The 16,885-nt window shown below is 42.3% G+C and carries 12 protein-coding genes and 1 pseudogene; all 13 read left to right on the top strand.

The features are described 5' to 3' along the window. Positions 1-202: 202 nt before the first annotated feature. The 13 genes and pseudogenes from R8806_RS07495 to R8806_RS07435 all read left to right on the top strand — a co-directional run bounded on the left by R8806_RS07495 (position 203) and on the right by R8806_RS07435 (position 16,879). Complete coding sequence (locus R8806_RS07495; RefSeq protein WP_164719694.1) at positions 203-1,105, top strand: NAD-dependent epimerase/dehydratase family protein; 903 nt, start codon at positions 203-205, stop codon at positions 1,103-1,105. Then, positions 1,102-2,073, top strand: coding sequence for an MraY family glycosyltransferase (locus R8806_RS07490; RefSeq protein WP_124317168.1), 972 nt, complete (start codon positions 1,102-1,104; stop codon positions 2,071-2,073). The genes R8806_RS07495 and R8806_RS07490 overlap by 4 nt, the downstream gene beginning before the upstream one ends. 179 nt (positions 2,074-2,252) lie before the next feature. Then, a complete protein-coding gene (locus R8806_RS07485; protein WP_124317169.1) occupies positions 2,253-4,619 on the top strand; it encodes an SLBB domain-containing protein in 2,367 nt (788 codons plus the stop codon). Between the two features lies 1 nt (position 4,620). After that, positions 4,621-5,754, top strand: coding sequence for a Wzz/FepE/Etk N-terminal domain-containing protein (locus tag R8806_RS07480; RefSeq protein WP_124317170.1), 1,134 nt, complete (start codon positions 4,621-4,623; stop codon positions 5,752-5,754). A 139-nt stretch (positions 5,755-5,893) separates the two neighbouring features. Further along, positions 5,894-8,821: an FAD-binding and (Fe-S)-binding domain-containing protein gene (locus tag R8806_RS07475; protein WP_183312878.1), complete on the top strand. Its 2,928-nt coding sequence runs from the start codon at positions 5,894-5,896 to the stop codon at positions 8,819-8,821. 114 nt (positions 8,822-8,935) lie between these two features. Then, the gene (locus R8806_RS07470) at positions 8,936-9,907 is read left to right on the top strand and encodes a Gfo/Idh/MocA family protein (protein WP_124317171.1); all 972 of its coding nucleotides are present in this window, start codon (positions 8,936-8,938) and stop codon (positions 9,905-9,907) included. A gap of 64 nt (positions 9,908-9,971) precedes the next feature. After that, the gene (locus tag R8806_RS07465; RefSeq protein ID WP_087422402.1) at positions 9,972-10,367 is read left to right on the top strand and encodes a WbuC family cupin fold metalloprotein; all 396 of its coding nucleotides are present in this window, start codon (positions 9,972-9,974) and stop codon (positions 10,365-10,367) included. 106 nt (positions 10,368-10,473) lie between these two features. Further along, positions 10,474-11,763, top strand: a complete 1,290-nt coding sequence (locus R8806_RS07460; protein ID WP_124318135.1) for a nucleotide sugar dehydrogenase — start codon at positions 10,474-10,476, stop codon at positions 11,761-11,763. 34 nt (positions 11,764-11,797) lie between these two features. Beyond that, positions 11,798-12,670 carry a glucose-1-phosphate thymidylyltransferase RfbA gene (rfbA, locus tag R8806_RS07455; RefSeq protein WP_087422400.1) on the top strand — a complete coding sequence of 291 codons (873 nt, stop codon included), beginning with the start codon at positions 11,798-11,800 and terminating at the stop codon, positions 12,668-12,670. Positions 12,671-12,859: 189 nt separating this feature from the next. Continuing rightward, positions 12,860-13,102, top strand: a pseudogene (locus R8806_RS07450) (four helix bundle protein); the annotation flags it as partial. Between the two features lie 156 nt (positions 13,103-13,258). Continuing rightward, a complete protein-coding gene (gene rfbB, locus R8806_RS07445; protein WP_124318134.1) occupies positions 13,259-14,311 on the top strand; it encodes a dTDP-glucose 4,6-dehydratase in 1,053 nt (350 codons plus the stop codon). Positions 14,312-14,375: 64 nt separating this feature from the next. Then, positions 14,376-14,921, top strand: a complete 546-nt coding sequence (gene rfbC / locus R8806_RS07440) for a dTDP-4-dehydrorhamnose 3,5-epimerase (RefSeq protein ID WP_151412164.1) — start codon at positions 14,376-14,378, stop codon at positions 14,919-14,921. Between the two features lie 11 nt (positions 14,922-14,932). Beyond that, entirely contained in the window at positions 14,933-16,879 is a 1,947-nt protein-coding gene (locus R8806_RS07435) for a polysaccharide biosynthesis protein (protein WP_124317975.1), read from the top strand. Positions 16,880-16,885: the final 6 nt, after the last annotated feature.

Raw genomic sequence — 16,885 nt, 5'->3', positions numbered from 1 at the left:
TCTTGATTAAAAACAACACACACAACACTATTATTAATTATATGAGAATGAATAAAACATCTGAGGTCTATACGACGTAAAAGGGGAGCAAGATAAGAGGAGAGAGCGTATCCTGTTTATAAACACGCTAATATGAGATAGATAATGATGCTCATGTATGTGGGCAAGTTGGAGGTTTATGCCGTTTTAAATGGATCAAGGAATGAAAAAAATATTGATTATTGGAGGAGATAGTTTTATTGCCGGGCAATTTATAAGGAAATATGTATCAACGGATTCAATCACGTGTTACAGTCGCAGACCGACCGGGTACGAGAAAGAGATTGTTGTGAAAGCATTTCGAGATATGCCCGTTGACGCATTTTCAGGGTTTGATGCGGTAATAAATTTTGCAGCTATCGTACATCGTCCGGAAGTGAAAGACCAAGAACTTTATGATGATGTGAATTATCGGATGGCTTGTTTATTAGCTCAAAAAGCAAAACAAGCTGGAGTAGGCCAGTTTGTGCAGATGAGTACGATAGCCGTGTTTGGTAGTGCCAGTCGAATTTCTGAGACAACACCGGAAAGACCACAGACTTATTACGGAAGTTCTAAGCTTAAAGCAGATAAAGAGTTAATGGCAATGAGCGACCGGGAGTTTAAGGCTGCGATTATTCGTCCGCCGATGGCATACGGGGGTGGAATGGCTCCGGGTAATATGTTGCGTTTGATTCGTTTGGTAAATAAGCATATTCCGCTGCCTTTCGGTTCTGCCCGGAATAGTCGTGATTTTATTAATGTAAAAAATTTGGTTGAGTTTATTCATTTAGCCGTGGAGAAAGAGGTTGAGGGTGTGTTCTATCCGACGGATAAAGTTCCTTATTCTACGCGTAACGTGGTCGAGGAAATTTCTCGTCAATTGGGAGTACACACGGTAAATTTACCTTCTCCTTCTATATTCTTGAAACTGGTAGAGAAGGTTCGTCCTGATCTTTATCAGAAACTTTGGGGAGATGTGGTTATTGATCGTCAGTTAGCATTAAGTGCTATCGGTTACGAGCCTCGTTATACTTTGGAGGATGGGATTCGAGAGATGGTTGAATCGTTTAAGCAACAGAAATGATAAATTGGATCTATGGATTTGTTCTCCTGCTCCTTTTCGTGCTGGAGAACATTTATTTTAAGATTGCCAAGAGGTATAATATTTTGGATGTTCCTAATGCAAGGAGTTCTCATCATACAATTACCCTACGAGGAGGTGGGGTGATTTTTTATTTAGGGGTACTTGTACATGGATTGATTTTTGATTTTTTTGCACCTTGGTTTTTATGCGGATTGACGTTGGTGGCTTTGGTGAGTTTTATTGATGATATGCACCCGCTTTCTGCAAAGGTTCGTCTTTTGATCCAGACCTTTTCTTTATTATTGCTGCTGTTGCAGTTAGGAGTCCACGAGGTCTCGTGGGGATACGTGGTTGTGGCTTTATTTGTTGGGTTAGCCATACTCAATATATATAATTTCATGGATGGTATTAACGGCATTACCGGAGGATATAGTCTGGTTGCCATGTTGGCGTTATGGGGAATCAATGCGTTTGTTTTCCCGATAGCGCCGGCGGGGTTTATTCCCGTGGTGATACTATCATTGCTGGTATTTAATTTTTATAATTTCCGTTCTCGTGCCAAATGTTTTTCCGGGGATGTAGGAGCCATATCAATGGCTTTTATTATACTTTTTTTGTTGGGTGGATTTATAATGCATACCGGACACGTGTCTGCATTAGTGTTTTTGGCAGTTTATGGGGTGGATGGGGTGCTGACGATTATCCATCGTATCTTGTTGAAAGAGAACATCGGACAACCACACCGGAAACATTTATACCAGTTGTTAGCTAACGAGGGAAAGTTTGCTCATTTGCCTGTTTCTTTGATCTACATGGGGGTACAGGCTGTTGTTAATTTGGGGTATTTGTTGGTGTTGGTATATGTTCCCGAGTATACATTGATTTATTTTATTATTTCTATGGTGGTGCTGGTGGCTGTTTATTTGCCTTTGAGATGTAAATTTTATGCGTTACGAGAGCAAGTATGAGATTTGAAGAAACGTTATAGACTGAAAACTATAATAAAATTCGATTTTCGATTTTCGATTTTCAATTAATGCTGTATCTTTGTGGCCGATCCGGCATATAGGTTTATCAGGATTGATTTGTGAATCAAGAAAGATGAACCTGTGGGATGGTTGCATAAAAAACATTCAAAAAAAGTAATATGAGATTTTTAATTTTTATTGTACTTATGCTTGGCGTCACGGGAATTGCTTGTGCGCAGATGACCGATGCGCAAGTTATTGAAGCCGTGAAGTCCGCACAGGCTCAAGGAAAAAGTCAAGACGAGATTATTTTGATGTTATCGCAAAAAGGCGTCACGAAAGAGCAGGTGTTGAGAATTAAGGAGAATTACGAGAGAGAAAATGCAGGAAAGCAGGGAGGTTTGGCTCAAGAAAATAGAGAGCGTATTGAAACTATCTCGTTAGAGAATCGGGATGTGGTGTTGGTTACAGAAGGGGATAAGAATAGTATTTTCGGGCGGAATTTGTTTAGTAATAAAAATTTAACTTTTGAACCGAGTTTGAATATTCCTACACCGGAGAATTATGTGTTGGGGCCAGGAGACGAGGTTATCATTGATATATGGGGAAATTCGGAAGCGACTGTTCGGCAGGTGATATCCCCGGAGGGGAGTATAAATGTATCGAATATAGGACCGATTTATTTGAATGGAAAACGGATTCAAGAGGCATCTTCTTATTTAAAAACGATGTTTAGTCGTATATATTCAGATTTAGCGTCAGAAAATCCATCAACATTTTTGAAAGTGTCGTTGGGACAAATTCGAAGTATTCAAGTGAACGTGATGGGGGAGATTGTCATGCCCGGGACCTATATGTTACCCTCTTTGGCAACGGTGTTTCACGCGTTGTACGCGGCAGGAGGTGTAAATAACGTGGGAACTTTGCGGGATGTCGTGTTGTATCGGAATGGAAAAGCCTTTAAGCACGTGGATGTTTATGATTATATCATGAATGGTAATAATAGTTTTGATATTACTTTGCAGGATGGTGATTTGATTAACGTGGGTACTTACGAGAAAATTGTCACTGTGGCTGGTAAAGTGAAACGTCCGATGCGTTACGAGATGAAGGGAGAGGAGAGTCTGAGTAAATTATTGGAGTATGCTGGGGGATTTACTAGTGATGCTTACAAGAAGAATGTGAATGTGAGCCGTAAGGGAGATTCCGAGTTTCAAATATATACTGTAGATAACGAAGATTTTGTTGATTTTACGTTGGCTGACGGTGATTCTGTTATGATTGATCCGATCATAAGTCGATACGAAAATCGCGTAACCGTGACAGGAGCGGTATATCGTCCCGGAAATTACGCGATAAATAATTCCATAAAGACAGTGAAGGATTTGATAAACGTGGTGGAAGGACCGCGGGAAGATGCCTTTTTAAATAGAACTATTTTATATCGAGAGAAAGAGGATTTAAGTCAAGAAATGCTTGCTGTTGATCTGGGAAAATTGTTAAGGGGTGAGATCGACGATATTCCATTGAAAAAGAATGACCGTTTGTATGTACCTTCAGCAACAGAATTGCGGGGAGATTACGTGATTGACATTCGGGGAGAGGTGAAGAATCCTCGAAAATATCCTTTCGTGGATAATATGACGTTGGAGGATGCAGTGTTACAAGCCGGTGGTTTGTTGGAGTCTGCCTCTATGGTACGGGTGGATGTTTCCCGAAGAATAAAGTCTCCTAATAGTACGGAGGAAGCTCCGGCTGAGGCTGAATTATTTACATTTGGTTTGAAGAATGGTTTGGTTGTGGAGGGAGATCCTGAATTTACACTTGAACCTTTTGATGAGATATATGTTCGTCGTTCCCCGGGATACCGTGAACAGCAGAACGTGATGGTGAATGGCGAGGTTCTTTACCCTGGTGTATACGCAAAGCGTTCATCCAATGATCGTCTTTCTGATATTGTAAAACGGGCTGGCGGGGTTACTTCCAAAGCCTACGTGAATGGGGCTCGTTTGTTGCGTCGGATGAATGCTGATGAATTGGCAAGAGTTAGTTCTGCTTTGCAGTTAGCTAAACATTCCAGTCGTGATTCTTTAGTGATAGATAGTATGTCTTTGGAAAAGGTTTATTACGTGGGAATCGATTTAAAAAAAGCATTGGAAAATCCGGGAGGTGAGGCGGACTTGGTACTTCGTGAAGGTGATGTGTTGCACGTTTCTAATTACGTGAATACAGTTAAGATTAGTGGTGCGGTGATGCATCCTAATGCTGTAACTTATCACAAGAAAATGAAATATAAGGATTACGTGGAAAATGCCGGAGGGTATAGTGTTGATGCGAAAAAACGAAGGGCATATGTGCTTTATCCAAACGGGACGCTTGCCGTATGCAAGGGAAATCGTACAAAGATAGAGCCGGGATGCGAGATTATTGTTCCGTTGAAATCCATGAACAAAAATCGGATGGGCTTACCGGAAATTTTGAGTTTGGCATCATCAACGACTTCGATAGCGGCAATGGTTACTGCAATTCTTAACAACACGAAATAGTATGGAACAGGAAGTAAAGCAGGCAAATCAGATGCCACAGGAGGAAGAAATTGATTTGGTCGAGGTGGTCCGGAAGTTGTGGAAAAACCGGAAACTGATACTGAAGATTACAGTCGTGTTTATGGTACTAGGGGTATTAGTGGCCCTGTTTAGTCCGAAAGAATATACTGCCGGATGTACGATGGTCCCTCAATCCGGGGATAAGAAAGTCGGTGGAAATTTGAGTGGACTGGCATCCATGGTCGGAATTAATTTAGGTGGGGCTTCTGGTGGTGAGGTTTTATCTCCGACAATTTATCCTAAAATTGTGGCAAGTATTCCCTTTAAGAAGGATTTGATGGCGACCCCGTTGAAGTTTGAAGGGTATGATCAACCGATCACGTTATTGGATTATTATACAAAGGATGAATACCAGAAATTTAGTTTGGGAGGTACAATTGCGAAATACACGATTGGTTTACCGGGAGTGATCATAAATGCAATTCGGGGAGAGGATACAACTATGATTTCTGCGGGTCAAGGGAGTGCGATTCAGTCTCTTTCAAAGGATGAGAAGAAGATGTCGGAGATGTTGAATGATATGATTTCTTTGAACGTGAATGATAAAGACGGTTACGTGCAATTGTCTGCGTCATTGGGAGAACCTTTGGCTGTAGCTCAGTTGGCTGAACGGGCTCAAGAGTTGTTACAGACGTATATTACGGATTTTAAAATCGAGAAGGTGAAGTCAAATTTGACTTTCGTGGAGCAACAATATGATGCTGCAAAAAAACGTTACGAGAAGATGCAGGATAGTTTGGCTCGTTTCAGAGATGCGAACAAGAGTTTTTCTTCTGCCGTGGCAAAGACTCAGGAGGAGGCTTTAACGAATGAGTATAATCTTGCTTATAGCGTGTATTCCGAGTTGGCAAAACAGATGGAACAGGCTAAGATTGCCGTGAATGAAACCACACCGATTTTGACGATCGTGGAACCTGTTGTAGTTCCGATTGAACGTTCTAAGCCTAAAAGGGGATTAATTTGCGTGTTGTTTACGTTCTTGGGAGGTTTTGCAGGAGTGGGTACGGTTTTGGCATTACCTTTCGTGGCTAATGTTTTTGGAAATGATAAATTGAAACGGTTTATAAAGGAATAAGTTTGTAGCCGGGGATCCGGTTTTCATATTACAGGAGGTGTGTCAAATGTATTGGCATACCTCTTTTTGTGAGAAGTTTTTTACCTTTGCGGTATATGGGGACTGGAGCGTGTGATAAAATATTTGATAGTTTTTGAAAATGATTGATTTTGAACAGTTAGCACGAAATATGAAGGGAGACGTGATGACGGATTCTCTTCATCAAATGATTTATGCGACAGACGCATCGGCTTATCGGGAGATACCGTTGGCTGTTGTATATCCTCGGGATGCCTCGGACGTGAAGGAATGTATCAAGTTTGCCAGAAAAAATGGGATTACATTGATTCCCCGTGCCGCGGGAACTTCTTTAGCGGGGCAGGTGGTAGGGAATGGGGTGGTCGTTGATGTGTCCCGGTATATGAATCACGTGCTAGAGATAAATGAAAAAGAGCATTGGGTTCGGGTTGAACCGGGGGTAGTGCTGGATGAATTGAATATGCAGGTAAAGTCGTTGGGATTGTTCTTTGGGCCGGAGACTTCTACTTCTAATCGTTGTTGTCTGGGAGGAATGGTGGGAAATAATTCGTGCGGTTCTCATTCTTTAGTGTATGGGAGTACCCGGGATCATCTTCTGGAGGCAAAAGTTATTTTGAGTGACGGGGAGGAGGCTTGGTTGAAGGGAATGGAGAAAGATGAGGTGAGGAATAAAATGGCGGAAGACACGTTGGAGGGAAAGATATACAGGTGTTCTGTGGAGATGTTGGAAAATAATAGAGAGGAGATTATTCAACATTTTCCGGACCCGGCTTTGCGGAGAAGAAATTCTGGGTATGCCATTGATCAATTGTTGTACTCGGATTACTTTGATGTTGTTTATGAGGAAAAGTTTAATTTGTGCAAGTTATTAGCCGGATCAGAAGGAACTCTGGCATTTGTGACCGAGTTGAAATTGAATCTTGTCCCGTTACCACCCAAAGAAAAGGCGGTAATTTGTGTACATTGCAGGACATTAGAGGAGGCGTTTGAGGGGAATCTGGTCGCATTGAAACACCACCCGGTGGCTATCGAGTTAATGGATCAGAATATATTAGAACTAAGTAAAGGAAATATAGAACAAAATAAGAACCGTTTTTTCGTTCAAGGTGATCCTGCTGCAATACTGATTGTTGAGTTGGCACAGAAAAGTAGGGAAGAGGTGGATCGGGTGGCAGACCAGATCGAAGCAGATATGAAGATGCACGGGTATGGGTATCATTTCCCGCGAGTGTACGGGAGTGATATTAATCGGGTGTGGAGTTTACGGAAGGCGGGACTAGGGTTGTTGTCCGGAATGCCGGGGAATGCGAAGCCCGTGTCCGTGATTGAGGATACAGCCGTGGCTCCGGAACGGTTACCTGCTTATATGAAGGATTTCGGGGAGATGCTGGAACGACTGGGATTGAAGTGCGTGTATCATGCACATATCAGTACGGGTGAGTTGCATTTACGTCCCGTGTTGAATTTGAAGGAGGAGAATGACCGGGTGTTATTCCGGCGTGTGGCGGAAGAGACGGCTAAGCTGGTGAAAAAGCATCGCGGCTCTTTAAGTGGAGAGCATGGTGACGGACGTTTACGAGGGGAGTTTATTCCATTGTTGTTCGGGGAGAAGGTGTATGGCTTGATGCAGGAGACTAAAGCTTGTTGGGACCCGGAGGGTATTTTTAACGCGAGGAAGATTGTGAATACGCCGCCCATGGATACCTCTCTTCGATATGAGGTAGGGGATTCGAACGTGACGTGTCGCACTTATTTTGATTTTTCAAAGGAAAAAGGTTGGTTGTGTGCTATTGAGCAATGTAATGGTTCGGGAGATTGTCGGAAATCATATGCTTTTGGTGGTACGATGTGTCCGAGTTTTCGGGCTACGAGAGAAGAGAGTCATACGACACGGGCTAGGGCGAATACGTTACGGGAGTTGATGACTCGTCCGAAAACGAAAAAGATATATGATCAGCGGGAGATTTTAGAAGTGTTAGATACCTGTGTTTCATGTAAAGCGTGTAAATCAGAATGTCCTTCTAACGTGGATATTGCTCGTTTTAAGGCAGAGTTCTTGCAACAGCATTATGATGTGTGCGGGGTTCCGATGAAGGCTTTTTTGATTGCCCGTTTGACAGAAATTCAGCGTTTGGGTACGATCTTACCGTGGTTTTATAATGCCGTCGTTCGAAACCGGATGACAGGCGGGATGTTGAAACGAATGTTGCATTTTGCCCCGGAGCGGGCGATTCCTACTCTTTATAAGACCACGTTGAAGCATTGGCTTGGTCGTTATCGGCGAAAGAATAGGGGTGAGATCGTGGGAAGAGTGTTTCTGTTTGCCGATGAGTTTACCAATTACATGGACGTGGAGATCGGGATAAAGATGATCGAATTGCTGGATCGGTTAGGGTATGAGGTTATTATACCGAAACACGTGGAAAGTGGACGGACAGCCATTTCGAAAGGTATGTTGAAGGTGGCGAAAGGGGTGGCCCGGAAGAATGTACTGTTGTTGAAAAGCTGGGTTACAGAAAATATTCCATTGGTAGGTATTGAGCCTTCGTGTATATTATCGTTCCGGGATGAATATCCGGATTTGGTAGGAGATGATTTGAAGGAAGAGGCCCTGAGGTTAGGAAAAAATTGCTTGTTGTATGACGAGTTTTTTACCCGGGAGATTCGTGCCGGAAGAATACGGGCAGAACAATTTACTGATCAACCGTTGAAGATTATGTTGCATGGGCATTGTCACCAAAAGTCGTTGGCCTCCGTTGAGCCTTCTAGAGAAATGTTATCTTTGCCAGTGAATTATAGCGTGGAGGTTATTCCTTCCGGATGTTGTGGGATGGCGGGAGCTTTCGGGTACGAGAAAAAACATTACGAGCTGTCCATGAAAATCGGGGAACAAGTGTTGTTTCCAGCTGTGAGGGATGCTGGGGAGGATGTTTGTATTTCAGCCCCGGGAACGAGTTGCCGACGACAAATAAAAGATGGTACGGGGAAACAGGCATTGCATCCGATAGAAGTTTTGTACGAGGCATTGAAATGTACGAAGGAAAAATAACTTCGAATTTCGTCCTTCTTTCGTTTGATGTAAAGTATTAATGTTATATTTTTGAAGTTCAAATTTTTAATTTGACAAAAAGGTAGATGTGAGTAAAGAACTAATAAAATGAATATGAAAAATTTTGCACTTATTGGCGTGGCGGGATATATCGCTCCAAGGCATTTGCGAGCCATAAAAGACACGGGGAATCAGTTGGTAGCTGCTTATGACAAGTTTGATAGCGTGGGTATCATGGATAGTTATTTCCCGAATTGTGCTTTTTTCACGGAGATGGAGTTGTTCGATCGTCATTGTTCAAAATTGAAGAAGACAGCCGAACGGGTGGACATGGTATCAATCTGTACGCCGAATTATTTGCATGATGCTCATATTCGTTATGGTTTGCGTTTGGGGGCTGACGTGATTTGCGAGAAACCGTTGGTATTGAATCCTTGGAATATAGATGCGTTGGAGGATGTGGAGAAAGAGACAGGACATAAAGGGTACACGATCCTGCAATTGCGTTTACACGAGTCAATAAAAGCTCTGAAAAAGAAGATCGAGGAAGGACCGAAAGACAAGGTGTATGACGTGGATTTGACTTATATTACTTCTCGCGGAAATTGGTATTATACGAGTTGGAAAGGGGACGAGCGGAAGAGTGGGGGTGTTGCCACGAATATTGGGGTCCATTTTTATGATATGTTGTCATGGATCTTTGGTCCGGTGAAGGAAAATATAGTACATGTGATGAGTCACGACCGGGTTGCCGGATTCTTGGGATTGGAAAAGGCTCGTGTACGTTATTTTTTGAGTATAAATGCTGATAATTTACCGGAAAATGCCGTGCAAGGGGAGAAAAGAACTTACCGTTCTATCCGTATTGAGGGGGAGGAATTTGAATTTAGTCAGGGATTCACGGAACTGCATACAGAGAGTTATCGGAAAATTCTGGCAGGAGAAGGGTTTCGTATAGAGGAAGCCCGTAATTGTATCGGGATAGTTCATGATATTCGACACGCAACCCCAATCGGTTTAAAAGGGGATTATCATCCTTTGGCTAAATTGCCATTGGTGAAACATCCTTTTGGTTGGGGAAGGTGATAAAAACTAAAAGATAAAAGTTAGAAGATAAAAACTAAGGGTAAAAACTAAAAATAAAGGGAAAATGAAGATTATTGATAATGGGTTGTTAGATGAGGTTTCTCGGCAGGCCGCAGAGAGTCCGCGTTTGAGGATGAATTATAATTTTCACGATACGTTGGAGGCTAATGCTCAACGCTTGTTGAATGCTTTGGAGCCGGGGACTGAATTACCTGTACATAGACATTGTTTTACCGCGGAGACTTATATCGTGCTGCGCGGTGAAATTAACGTGTTTTTTTATGATGATGACAAGCGGGTGACCGAGTCCGTGACCTTGAATCCGTTGAAAGGTGAATATGGTATTCATATACCTGCCGGGCAATGGCACACGTTGGAAGTCGTGGAGAAAGGAACCGTGATTTTTGAAGTGAAAGATGGGCCGTACCGTCCGTTGGGACCGGAAGATAGACTTGATTAATTTTAGATTCATGATTTTAGATTTTAGTCGCACGAGCGTTCGCTTTGGACGAGTTACAGATTCTTTCTCCTCTAAATTCTAAACTCTACATTTTAAATTATTGTGTATGTATAATAAGTTATTAAATAAAAAGGCAAAGTTGGCATTAGTCGGGTTGGGGTATGTCGGGTTACCGATAGCACTAGAGTTTGCCAAGAAGATTTCCGTGATCGGTTTTGATATTAACGAGGAACGGTTGGCAAAGATGAGAAAGAAAATCGACCCGTGTAATGAGTTGGGGCCGGAAGCATTTGAGAATAGTGATATTTATTTTACTTCTTCCGTGGATGAGTTACGGGAAGCGTCGTTTTTTATTGTGGCGGTTCCGACCCCGATAGATAAGTTTAATCAACCGGATTTGAAACCCCTGCTGGCGGCATCCCGCACGGTGGGAATGGCCTTAAAGAAGGGAGATTACGTAGTTTATGAATCTACGGTCTATCCGGGTTGTACGGAAGAAGATTGTGTCCCGGTGTTGGAAGAGGTTTCCGGACTGAAAGTTGGAATTGATTTTAAGATCGGTTATTCTCCGGAACGTATTAATCCGGGCGACAAGGTTCATACGTTGGCTAACACGGTAAAGATTGTTTCAGGATGTGATGCAGAGACTTTGGAAACGGTGGCTAAGGTTTACGAGTTAGTAGTGAAACCGGGAGTACATCGGGCTCCGAATATTAAGGTGGCCGAGGCCGGGAAGATTATTGAAAATACACAACGGGATGTGAATATAGCTCTGATGAACGAGTTATCCATTATTTTCAGTCGTATTGGTATCAACACGTATGACGTGCTGGAGGCCGCGGGGACGAAATGGAATTTCTTGAAGTTTTATCCCGGTTTAGTGGGAGGACATTGCATCGGGGTGGATCCCTATTACTTGGTGCATAAGGCAAAAGAGCTGAAGTATCATCCGCAAATGATTAATGCCGGACGGTTTGTAAATGATTCGATGGGAGGATATATAGCCAAGAAGATTGTGAAGAAGATGATCGGGATGGGAAAGAATATCTTGGGCGCTCGAGTGTTGGTTATGGGGGTTACGTTTAAAGAGGATGTATCGGATATTCGGAATTCGAAAGTCGTGGATATAGTGAACGAGTTGAAAGATTTTGGTGTGGATGTAGATGTTACGGACCCGAATGCAGATTCCGAAGAAGTGATGCATGAATACGGTTTTAAGTTGATCGAGAAGCCCCGGGCAAATTATGATGCTGTCATCGTGGCAGTAGCGCATAAGGAGTACATGGAGCTGGACGAGGAGTATTTCCGTGGATTGACATACGAACACGCTGTATTGGGAGATATAAAAGGAATTTACAGGGGGAAAATTCACCTGATGAAATACTGGAGCCTATAAATAAAATGATAACTTCGCGTCAGAATTTAATGATATGAAAGGAATTGTATTAGCCGGTGGATCCGGGACCAGGTTATATCCAATTACGAAAGGCGTATCAAAGCAGTTATTGCCGATATATGATAAGCCAATGGTATATTATCCCATTTCAGTATTAATGCTGGCGGGAATCAAGGATATTTTAATTATTTCAACCCCGCAGGATTTGCCGGGGTTCGAGCGTTTGCTCGGTGATGGCTCCGATTACGGGGTTCATTTCACGTATGCGGAACAGCCAAGCCCAGATGGGTTAGCACAAGCATTTATTATCGGGGAGGAGTTTATTGGAAATGATTCGGTTTGCTTGGTGTTGGGGGATAATATTTTTTATGGACAGCATTTTACAGGAATGTTGTTAGATGCCGTGAAAGCCGCGGAAGGGGAGGATAAAGCAACTGTTTTTGGTTATTGGGTAAATGATCCTGAACGTTACGGAGTGGCCGAATTCGATCAAGACGGGAATGTGCTGAGTATTGAAGAAAAACCGAAGAATCCGAAATCGAATTATGCCGTGGTCGGGTTGTATTTTTATCCGAACGAAGTGGTTCGTGTTGCTAAAGAGATAAAACCGTCCGCTCGTGGGGAGTTGGAAATTACTTCTGTGAATCAGACCTTTTTGGAGGCTGGTGATTTAAAAGTTCAGTTGTTGGGACGTGGATTTGCTTGGTTGGATACAGGAACTCATGATTCATTGGCTGAAGCTTCTAATTTTGTAGAAGTTATCGAAAAACGTCAAGGGCTGAAGATTGCTTGTTTGGAGGAGATTGCTTATATGAAGGGATGGATAGATGCGGAGCGTTTGAGGGCTGTGGCTCAACCGATGATCAAAAACCAGTATGGACAGTATTTATTGAAATTACTGCAGTAATTTCAATAAGTTGCAGGTTGGCAGGTTACAGGTTACAAGTTATTTACAGGTTATAAATTGTTTATGGGGACGGTTAGGTGTTTTGAGGATTTTAAGATTTGGCAGGATGCCCGTTTGTTGGTAAATCAGGTTTACTTGTACACTGCAGGAGTGAAGGATTATGGGTTTAATGATTAGGTTAGAAGGGCGGCAGTTTCGGTGATGAATAATATTGTGGAGGGGTATGAGGCTGGTGGTAATGTGATGTTTAAGAAGTTTTTGCAAATATCGAGGGGAAGTTGTGGTGAAGTCAGGAGTATGTTGTATTTAGCTAAAGACTTGAAATATATAGACGAAATAAAGGTAAACGGGTTATTGTCTGATTGTATGGTTTTATCTAAAGGTATCAGTAAATTAATTACTTATTTGGATGCCACAACCAGCAACTTGTAACCTGTAAACTTGTAACTAAAATATAGATGAAATAAAGGTAAACGGGTTATTGTCCGATTGTATGGTTCTATCCAAAGGTATCAGTAAATTAATTACTTATCTGGATAACACAACCTGCAACTTGTAACCTGCAAACTTGAAACTAAATTTTGAAGAATGAAAAATTTATTAATCACTGGCGGGGCCGGATTTATCGGTTCGCATCTGGTTCGGCTAATGGTAAACAAGTATCCGGAATATCGTATTGTCAATTTAGATAAGTTGACTTACGCGGGTAATTTAGCGAATTTGAAAGATATTGAGAATATGTCGAATTACAAGTTCGTGAAAGCGGATATTTGTGACTTCGAGAAAATGCGTGAGGTTTTTGCCGAATATGAAATAGATGGGGTAATCCATTTGGCTGCAGAGAGTCACGTGGATCGATCTATCAAAGATCCGTTTTCTTTTGCCCAGACAAACGTAATGGGAACGTTAAGCTTGTTGCAAGCAGCTAAATTGGCTTGGGAGGGTGATTTTGACGGAAAACTGTTTTATCATGTTTCAACGGATGAAGTGTATGGTTCTTTGCAACCGAATGGAGGTTTCTTTGTGGAGACTACAAAATACGATCCTCATTCTCCCTATTCGGCATCGAAAGCCTCTTCAGATCATTTCGTGAGAGCTTATCATGACACTTACGGTTTACCCGTGAAAATTTCTAATTGTTCTAACAATTACGGAACTTACCAGTTCCCGGAGAAGTTAATCCCGTTGTTTATAAACAATATTCGTCATAATAAACCACTTCCTGTGTATGGAACAGGAGAGAACGTGAGGGATTGGTTGTTCGTGGAGGATCATGCACGGGCAATTGATTTGATATTCCATAAAGGTAAAGTGGGGGACACTTACAATATAGGTGGGTTTAACGAATGGAAGAATATTGATCTGATCAAGGTCATGATCAAGGTTACTGACCGTTTATTAGGCCGTCCGGAAGGGACCTCCGAGAAACTGATCACGTATGTAACAGACCGGGCCGGGCACGATTTGCGTTATGCTATTGATTCCACTAAATTGCATGAAGAGTTGGGTTGGGAGCCTTCTTTGCAGTTCGAGGAGGGGATTGAAAAAACGGTAAAATGGTATTTGGAGAATCAGGATTGGTTGGATAACGTGACGAGTGGGGAATACATGAAGTATTACGAATCAATGTATAATCTGTAAATTGAAGTATGAAATTGTACTTAGTGGTACATTTTCAATTTTCAATTTTCAATTTTCAATTATAATGAAGGTTATTGAGACTGAAATAGAAGGTGTTTTTATGCTTGAACCGTGGGTGTTCGGTGATGATCGGGGATATTTCTTCGAAAGTTTTTCTTTAAAACATTTTGAAGAGAAGGTAAGTAAAACGGTGTTTGTGCAGGATAATGAATCTAAATCTAAATATGGTGTTTTACGGGGTTTGCATTATCAATTACCTCCATATACGCAGGCAAAACTGGTGAGAGTGGTGAAAGGTCGTGTTTTGGATGTTGCCGTGGATATTCGTAAAGGTTCACCGACTTTCGGGAAGTATGTTGCCGTGGAGCTGAGTGAAGAGAATAAATTGCAATTTTTCTTACCTAAGGGGTTTGCGCATGGATTTGCGGTTTTGAGTGAGGAGGCGATATTTCAGTACAAGTGTGACGAGTATTATGCTCCGGATCATGAAGGTGCGATTTGTTACAATGATCCTGATTTAGGAATAGATTGGAGATTACCGTTAGAGGATATTATATTGTCGGAGAAGGATAAAAAGCATCCGAGGTTGCGGGATGCGGTATTGTTGTAAAAAGGAATTAAATGAAAAATTATTTATTTGGACCGAATGGATTAGCTACCAAGATAGTACACACGAGATACCTGAGTCGCTGGATCGTGATGGGGATTGACGTTGTGCTTTCAACTTTGGTAACGGTTTTTGCTTACTGGCTTATCCGGTTTGTCAGGGAAGAACCTATTGTTTGGTCGTGGGTTGCATATTTGGCATTATTGGCGGCGGTCATTAGTGCTTTGGCATTTGCCATATTACATGCTCATCGTGTCGTGATGCGTTTCACCACGTTACGGGAAACTTGGCGTTTGGGGATAGCGATGGCTTTGAAAGTGATCATTCTTTACCCTTTGATTCATGTATTCTACCCACAGGTATCTAATGAAAGATTGATTTTAGGGGCTTTGTTGGACATGATGACGACTACCGTGGTGTTGGTTTCCGTGCGAGTGGTGTTAGTGAGCCTGTATGACTTTTTGAAAGTTCGTTTGCATGGAGAACAAAAGCGGGTGTTGATCTTCGGAATGGATGATTGTTCTGCCTCGCTCAGTACGGCAGTTTCTAACAGTTTCCTGCCATCTTACAAGGTAACCGGGTATTTGACTATCGGAAAAAGATATAAGCATTACCGATTATCCGGTGAATCAGTATACTTTATCACGGGAGAAGAAGGATTTAACCGCTTGGTAAAGCGTTTACGGGTGGATGGAATCGTGTTCCCGAATTATCGGACCGCTCAGGAGGAACAAAAACGATTGGTGCATTATTGTCAGAAATTGGGGTTGGAAATGTTGGTACTGCCTTCCGTGGAGGAGATGAGTGACGGGCAGTTGCCGCGTCCGCAAATGAAGGAAATCCGTTTGGAGGAATTGCTTGGGCGTGACGAGATAAAGATTAACATGAAGGAGATTGCGGAAGGATTGGAAGGGAAAGTCGTTATGGTTACAGGTGCAGCCGGTTCTATCGGGAGTGAGTTATGTCGTCAATTGACACGTTTTAATATCAAGCAATTGATATTTCTGGATTCAGCTGAAACTCCAATGCATAATATCCAGTTGGAATTTACGGATAAGTTTCCGAATACTTCTTTTGTGCCTGTGATCGGGGATGTGAGATCTCTTGATCGTATGGATTTTGTGTTCCGTAATTATCACCCTCAAGTGGTATTTCATGCGGCAGCTTACAAGCACGTGCCCTTGATGGAATCGAATCCCTGTGAAGCCGTGCGGGTAAACGTGTTTGGGACGATGAATGTTGCGGATCATGCCGTGAAGTATGGGGTGGAGCGGTTTGTTATGGTTTCCACGGATAAGGCGGTTAACCCGACGAATATCATGGGAGCCTCTAAACGTTTGGCCGAGATATATGTACAAAGTTTAAGTGTGGCTATTCGGGATGGGTTACAAGTAGGAACTACTCGTTTTATCACGACGCGTTTTGGGAACGTGTTGGGATCTAACGGTTCGGTAATTCCGAGATTCCGTGAACAGATTCGCAACGGGGGACCTGTTACGGTGACTCATCCGGATATTATTCGTTATTTCATGACGATCCCGGAAGCTTGTCGTTTGGTGATGGAAGCCGGAACGATGGGGATGGGAGGTGAGATTTATATTTTCGAGATGGGACGTCCCGTGAAGATTGCCGATATGGCAAGACGGATGATTGAATTATCGGGATTTGATCCGGATAAGGAGATTTCCATTATCTACACGGGGTTGAGACCGGGAGAGAAGTTATACGAAGAGTTGTTAAGTAACAAGGAGAACACCTTGCCGACAGCTCATACCAAAATTCGGGTAGCGAAAGTACGGGAGTATAATTATTTTGATGTAGTAAATGAATTGAATAAATTGAATGAATTGGCTGCTAGGGTAAATATCCCGGAGATGGTGAAGATGATGAAGGATATTGTACCTGAGTTTGTCAGTCGAAATTCTGAATTCGAAAAATATGATAAAGAGTCCGTGAGTTGATAAGGG

The organism is Butyricimonas faecihominis, assembly GCF_033096445.1.
Taxonomy (GTDB): domain Bacteria; phylum Bacteroidota; class Bacteroidia; order Bacteroidales; family Marinifilaceae; genus Butyricimonas; species Butyricimonas faecihominis.
This window is presented reverse-complemented; position numbering and strand designations above follow the sequence as displayed.

What these genes read in the sequence shown, in the direction of transcription:
- R8806_RS07480 (WP_124317170.1), top strand. Translation starts at nt 4,621, where the DNA reads ATGGAACAGGAAGTAAAGCAGGCAAATCAGATGCCACAGGAGGAAGAA.
- R8806_RS07465 (WP_087422402.1), top strand. Translation starts at nt 9,972, where the DNA reads ATGAAGATTATTGATAATGGGTTGTTAGATGAGGTTTCTCGGCAGGCC.
- R8806_RS07485 (WP_124317169.1), top strand. Translation starts at nt 2,253, where the DNA reads ATGAGATTTTTAATTTTTATTGTACTTATGCTTGGCGTCACGGGAATT.
- R8806_RS07490 (WP_124317168.1), top strand. Translation starts at nt 1,102, where the DNA reads ATGATAAATTGGATCTATGGATTTGTTCTCCTGCTCCTTTTCGTGCTG.
- R8806_RS07470 (WP_124317171.1), top strand. Translation starts at nt 8,936, where the DNA reads ATGAAAAATTTTGCACTTATTGGCGTGGCGGGATATATCGCTCCAAGG.
- R8806_RS07475 (WP_183312878.1), top strand. Translation starts at nt 5,894, where the DNA reads ATGATTGATTTTGAACAGTTAGCACGAAATATGAAGGGAGACGTGATG.
- R8806_RS07495 (WP_164719694.1), top strand. Translation starts at nt 203, where the DNA reads ATGAAAAAAATATTGATTATTGGAGGAGATAGTTTTATTGCCGGGCAA.
- R8806_RS07460 (WP_124318135.1), top strand. Translation starts at nt 10,474, where the DNA reads ATGTATAATAAGTTATTAAATAAAAAGGCAAAGTTGGCATTAGTCGGG.
- rfbA (WP_087422400.1), top strand. Translation starts at nt 11,798, where the DNA reads ATGAAAGGAATTGTATTAGCCGGTGGATCCGGGACCAGGTTATATCCA.
- rfbB (WP_124318134.1), top strand. Translation starts at nt 13,259, where the DNA reads ATGAAAAATTTATTAATCACTGGCGGGGCCGGATTTATCGGTTCGCAT.
- rfbC (WP_151412164.1), top strand. Translation starts at nt 14,376, where the DNA reads ATGAAGGTTATTGAGACTGAAATAGAAGGTGTTTTTATGCTTGAACCG.
- R8806_RS07435 (WP_124317975.1), top strand. Translation starts at nt 14,933, where the DNA reads ATGAAAAATTATTTATTTGGACCGAATGGATTAGCTACCAAGATAGTA.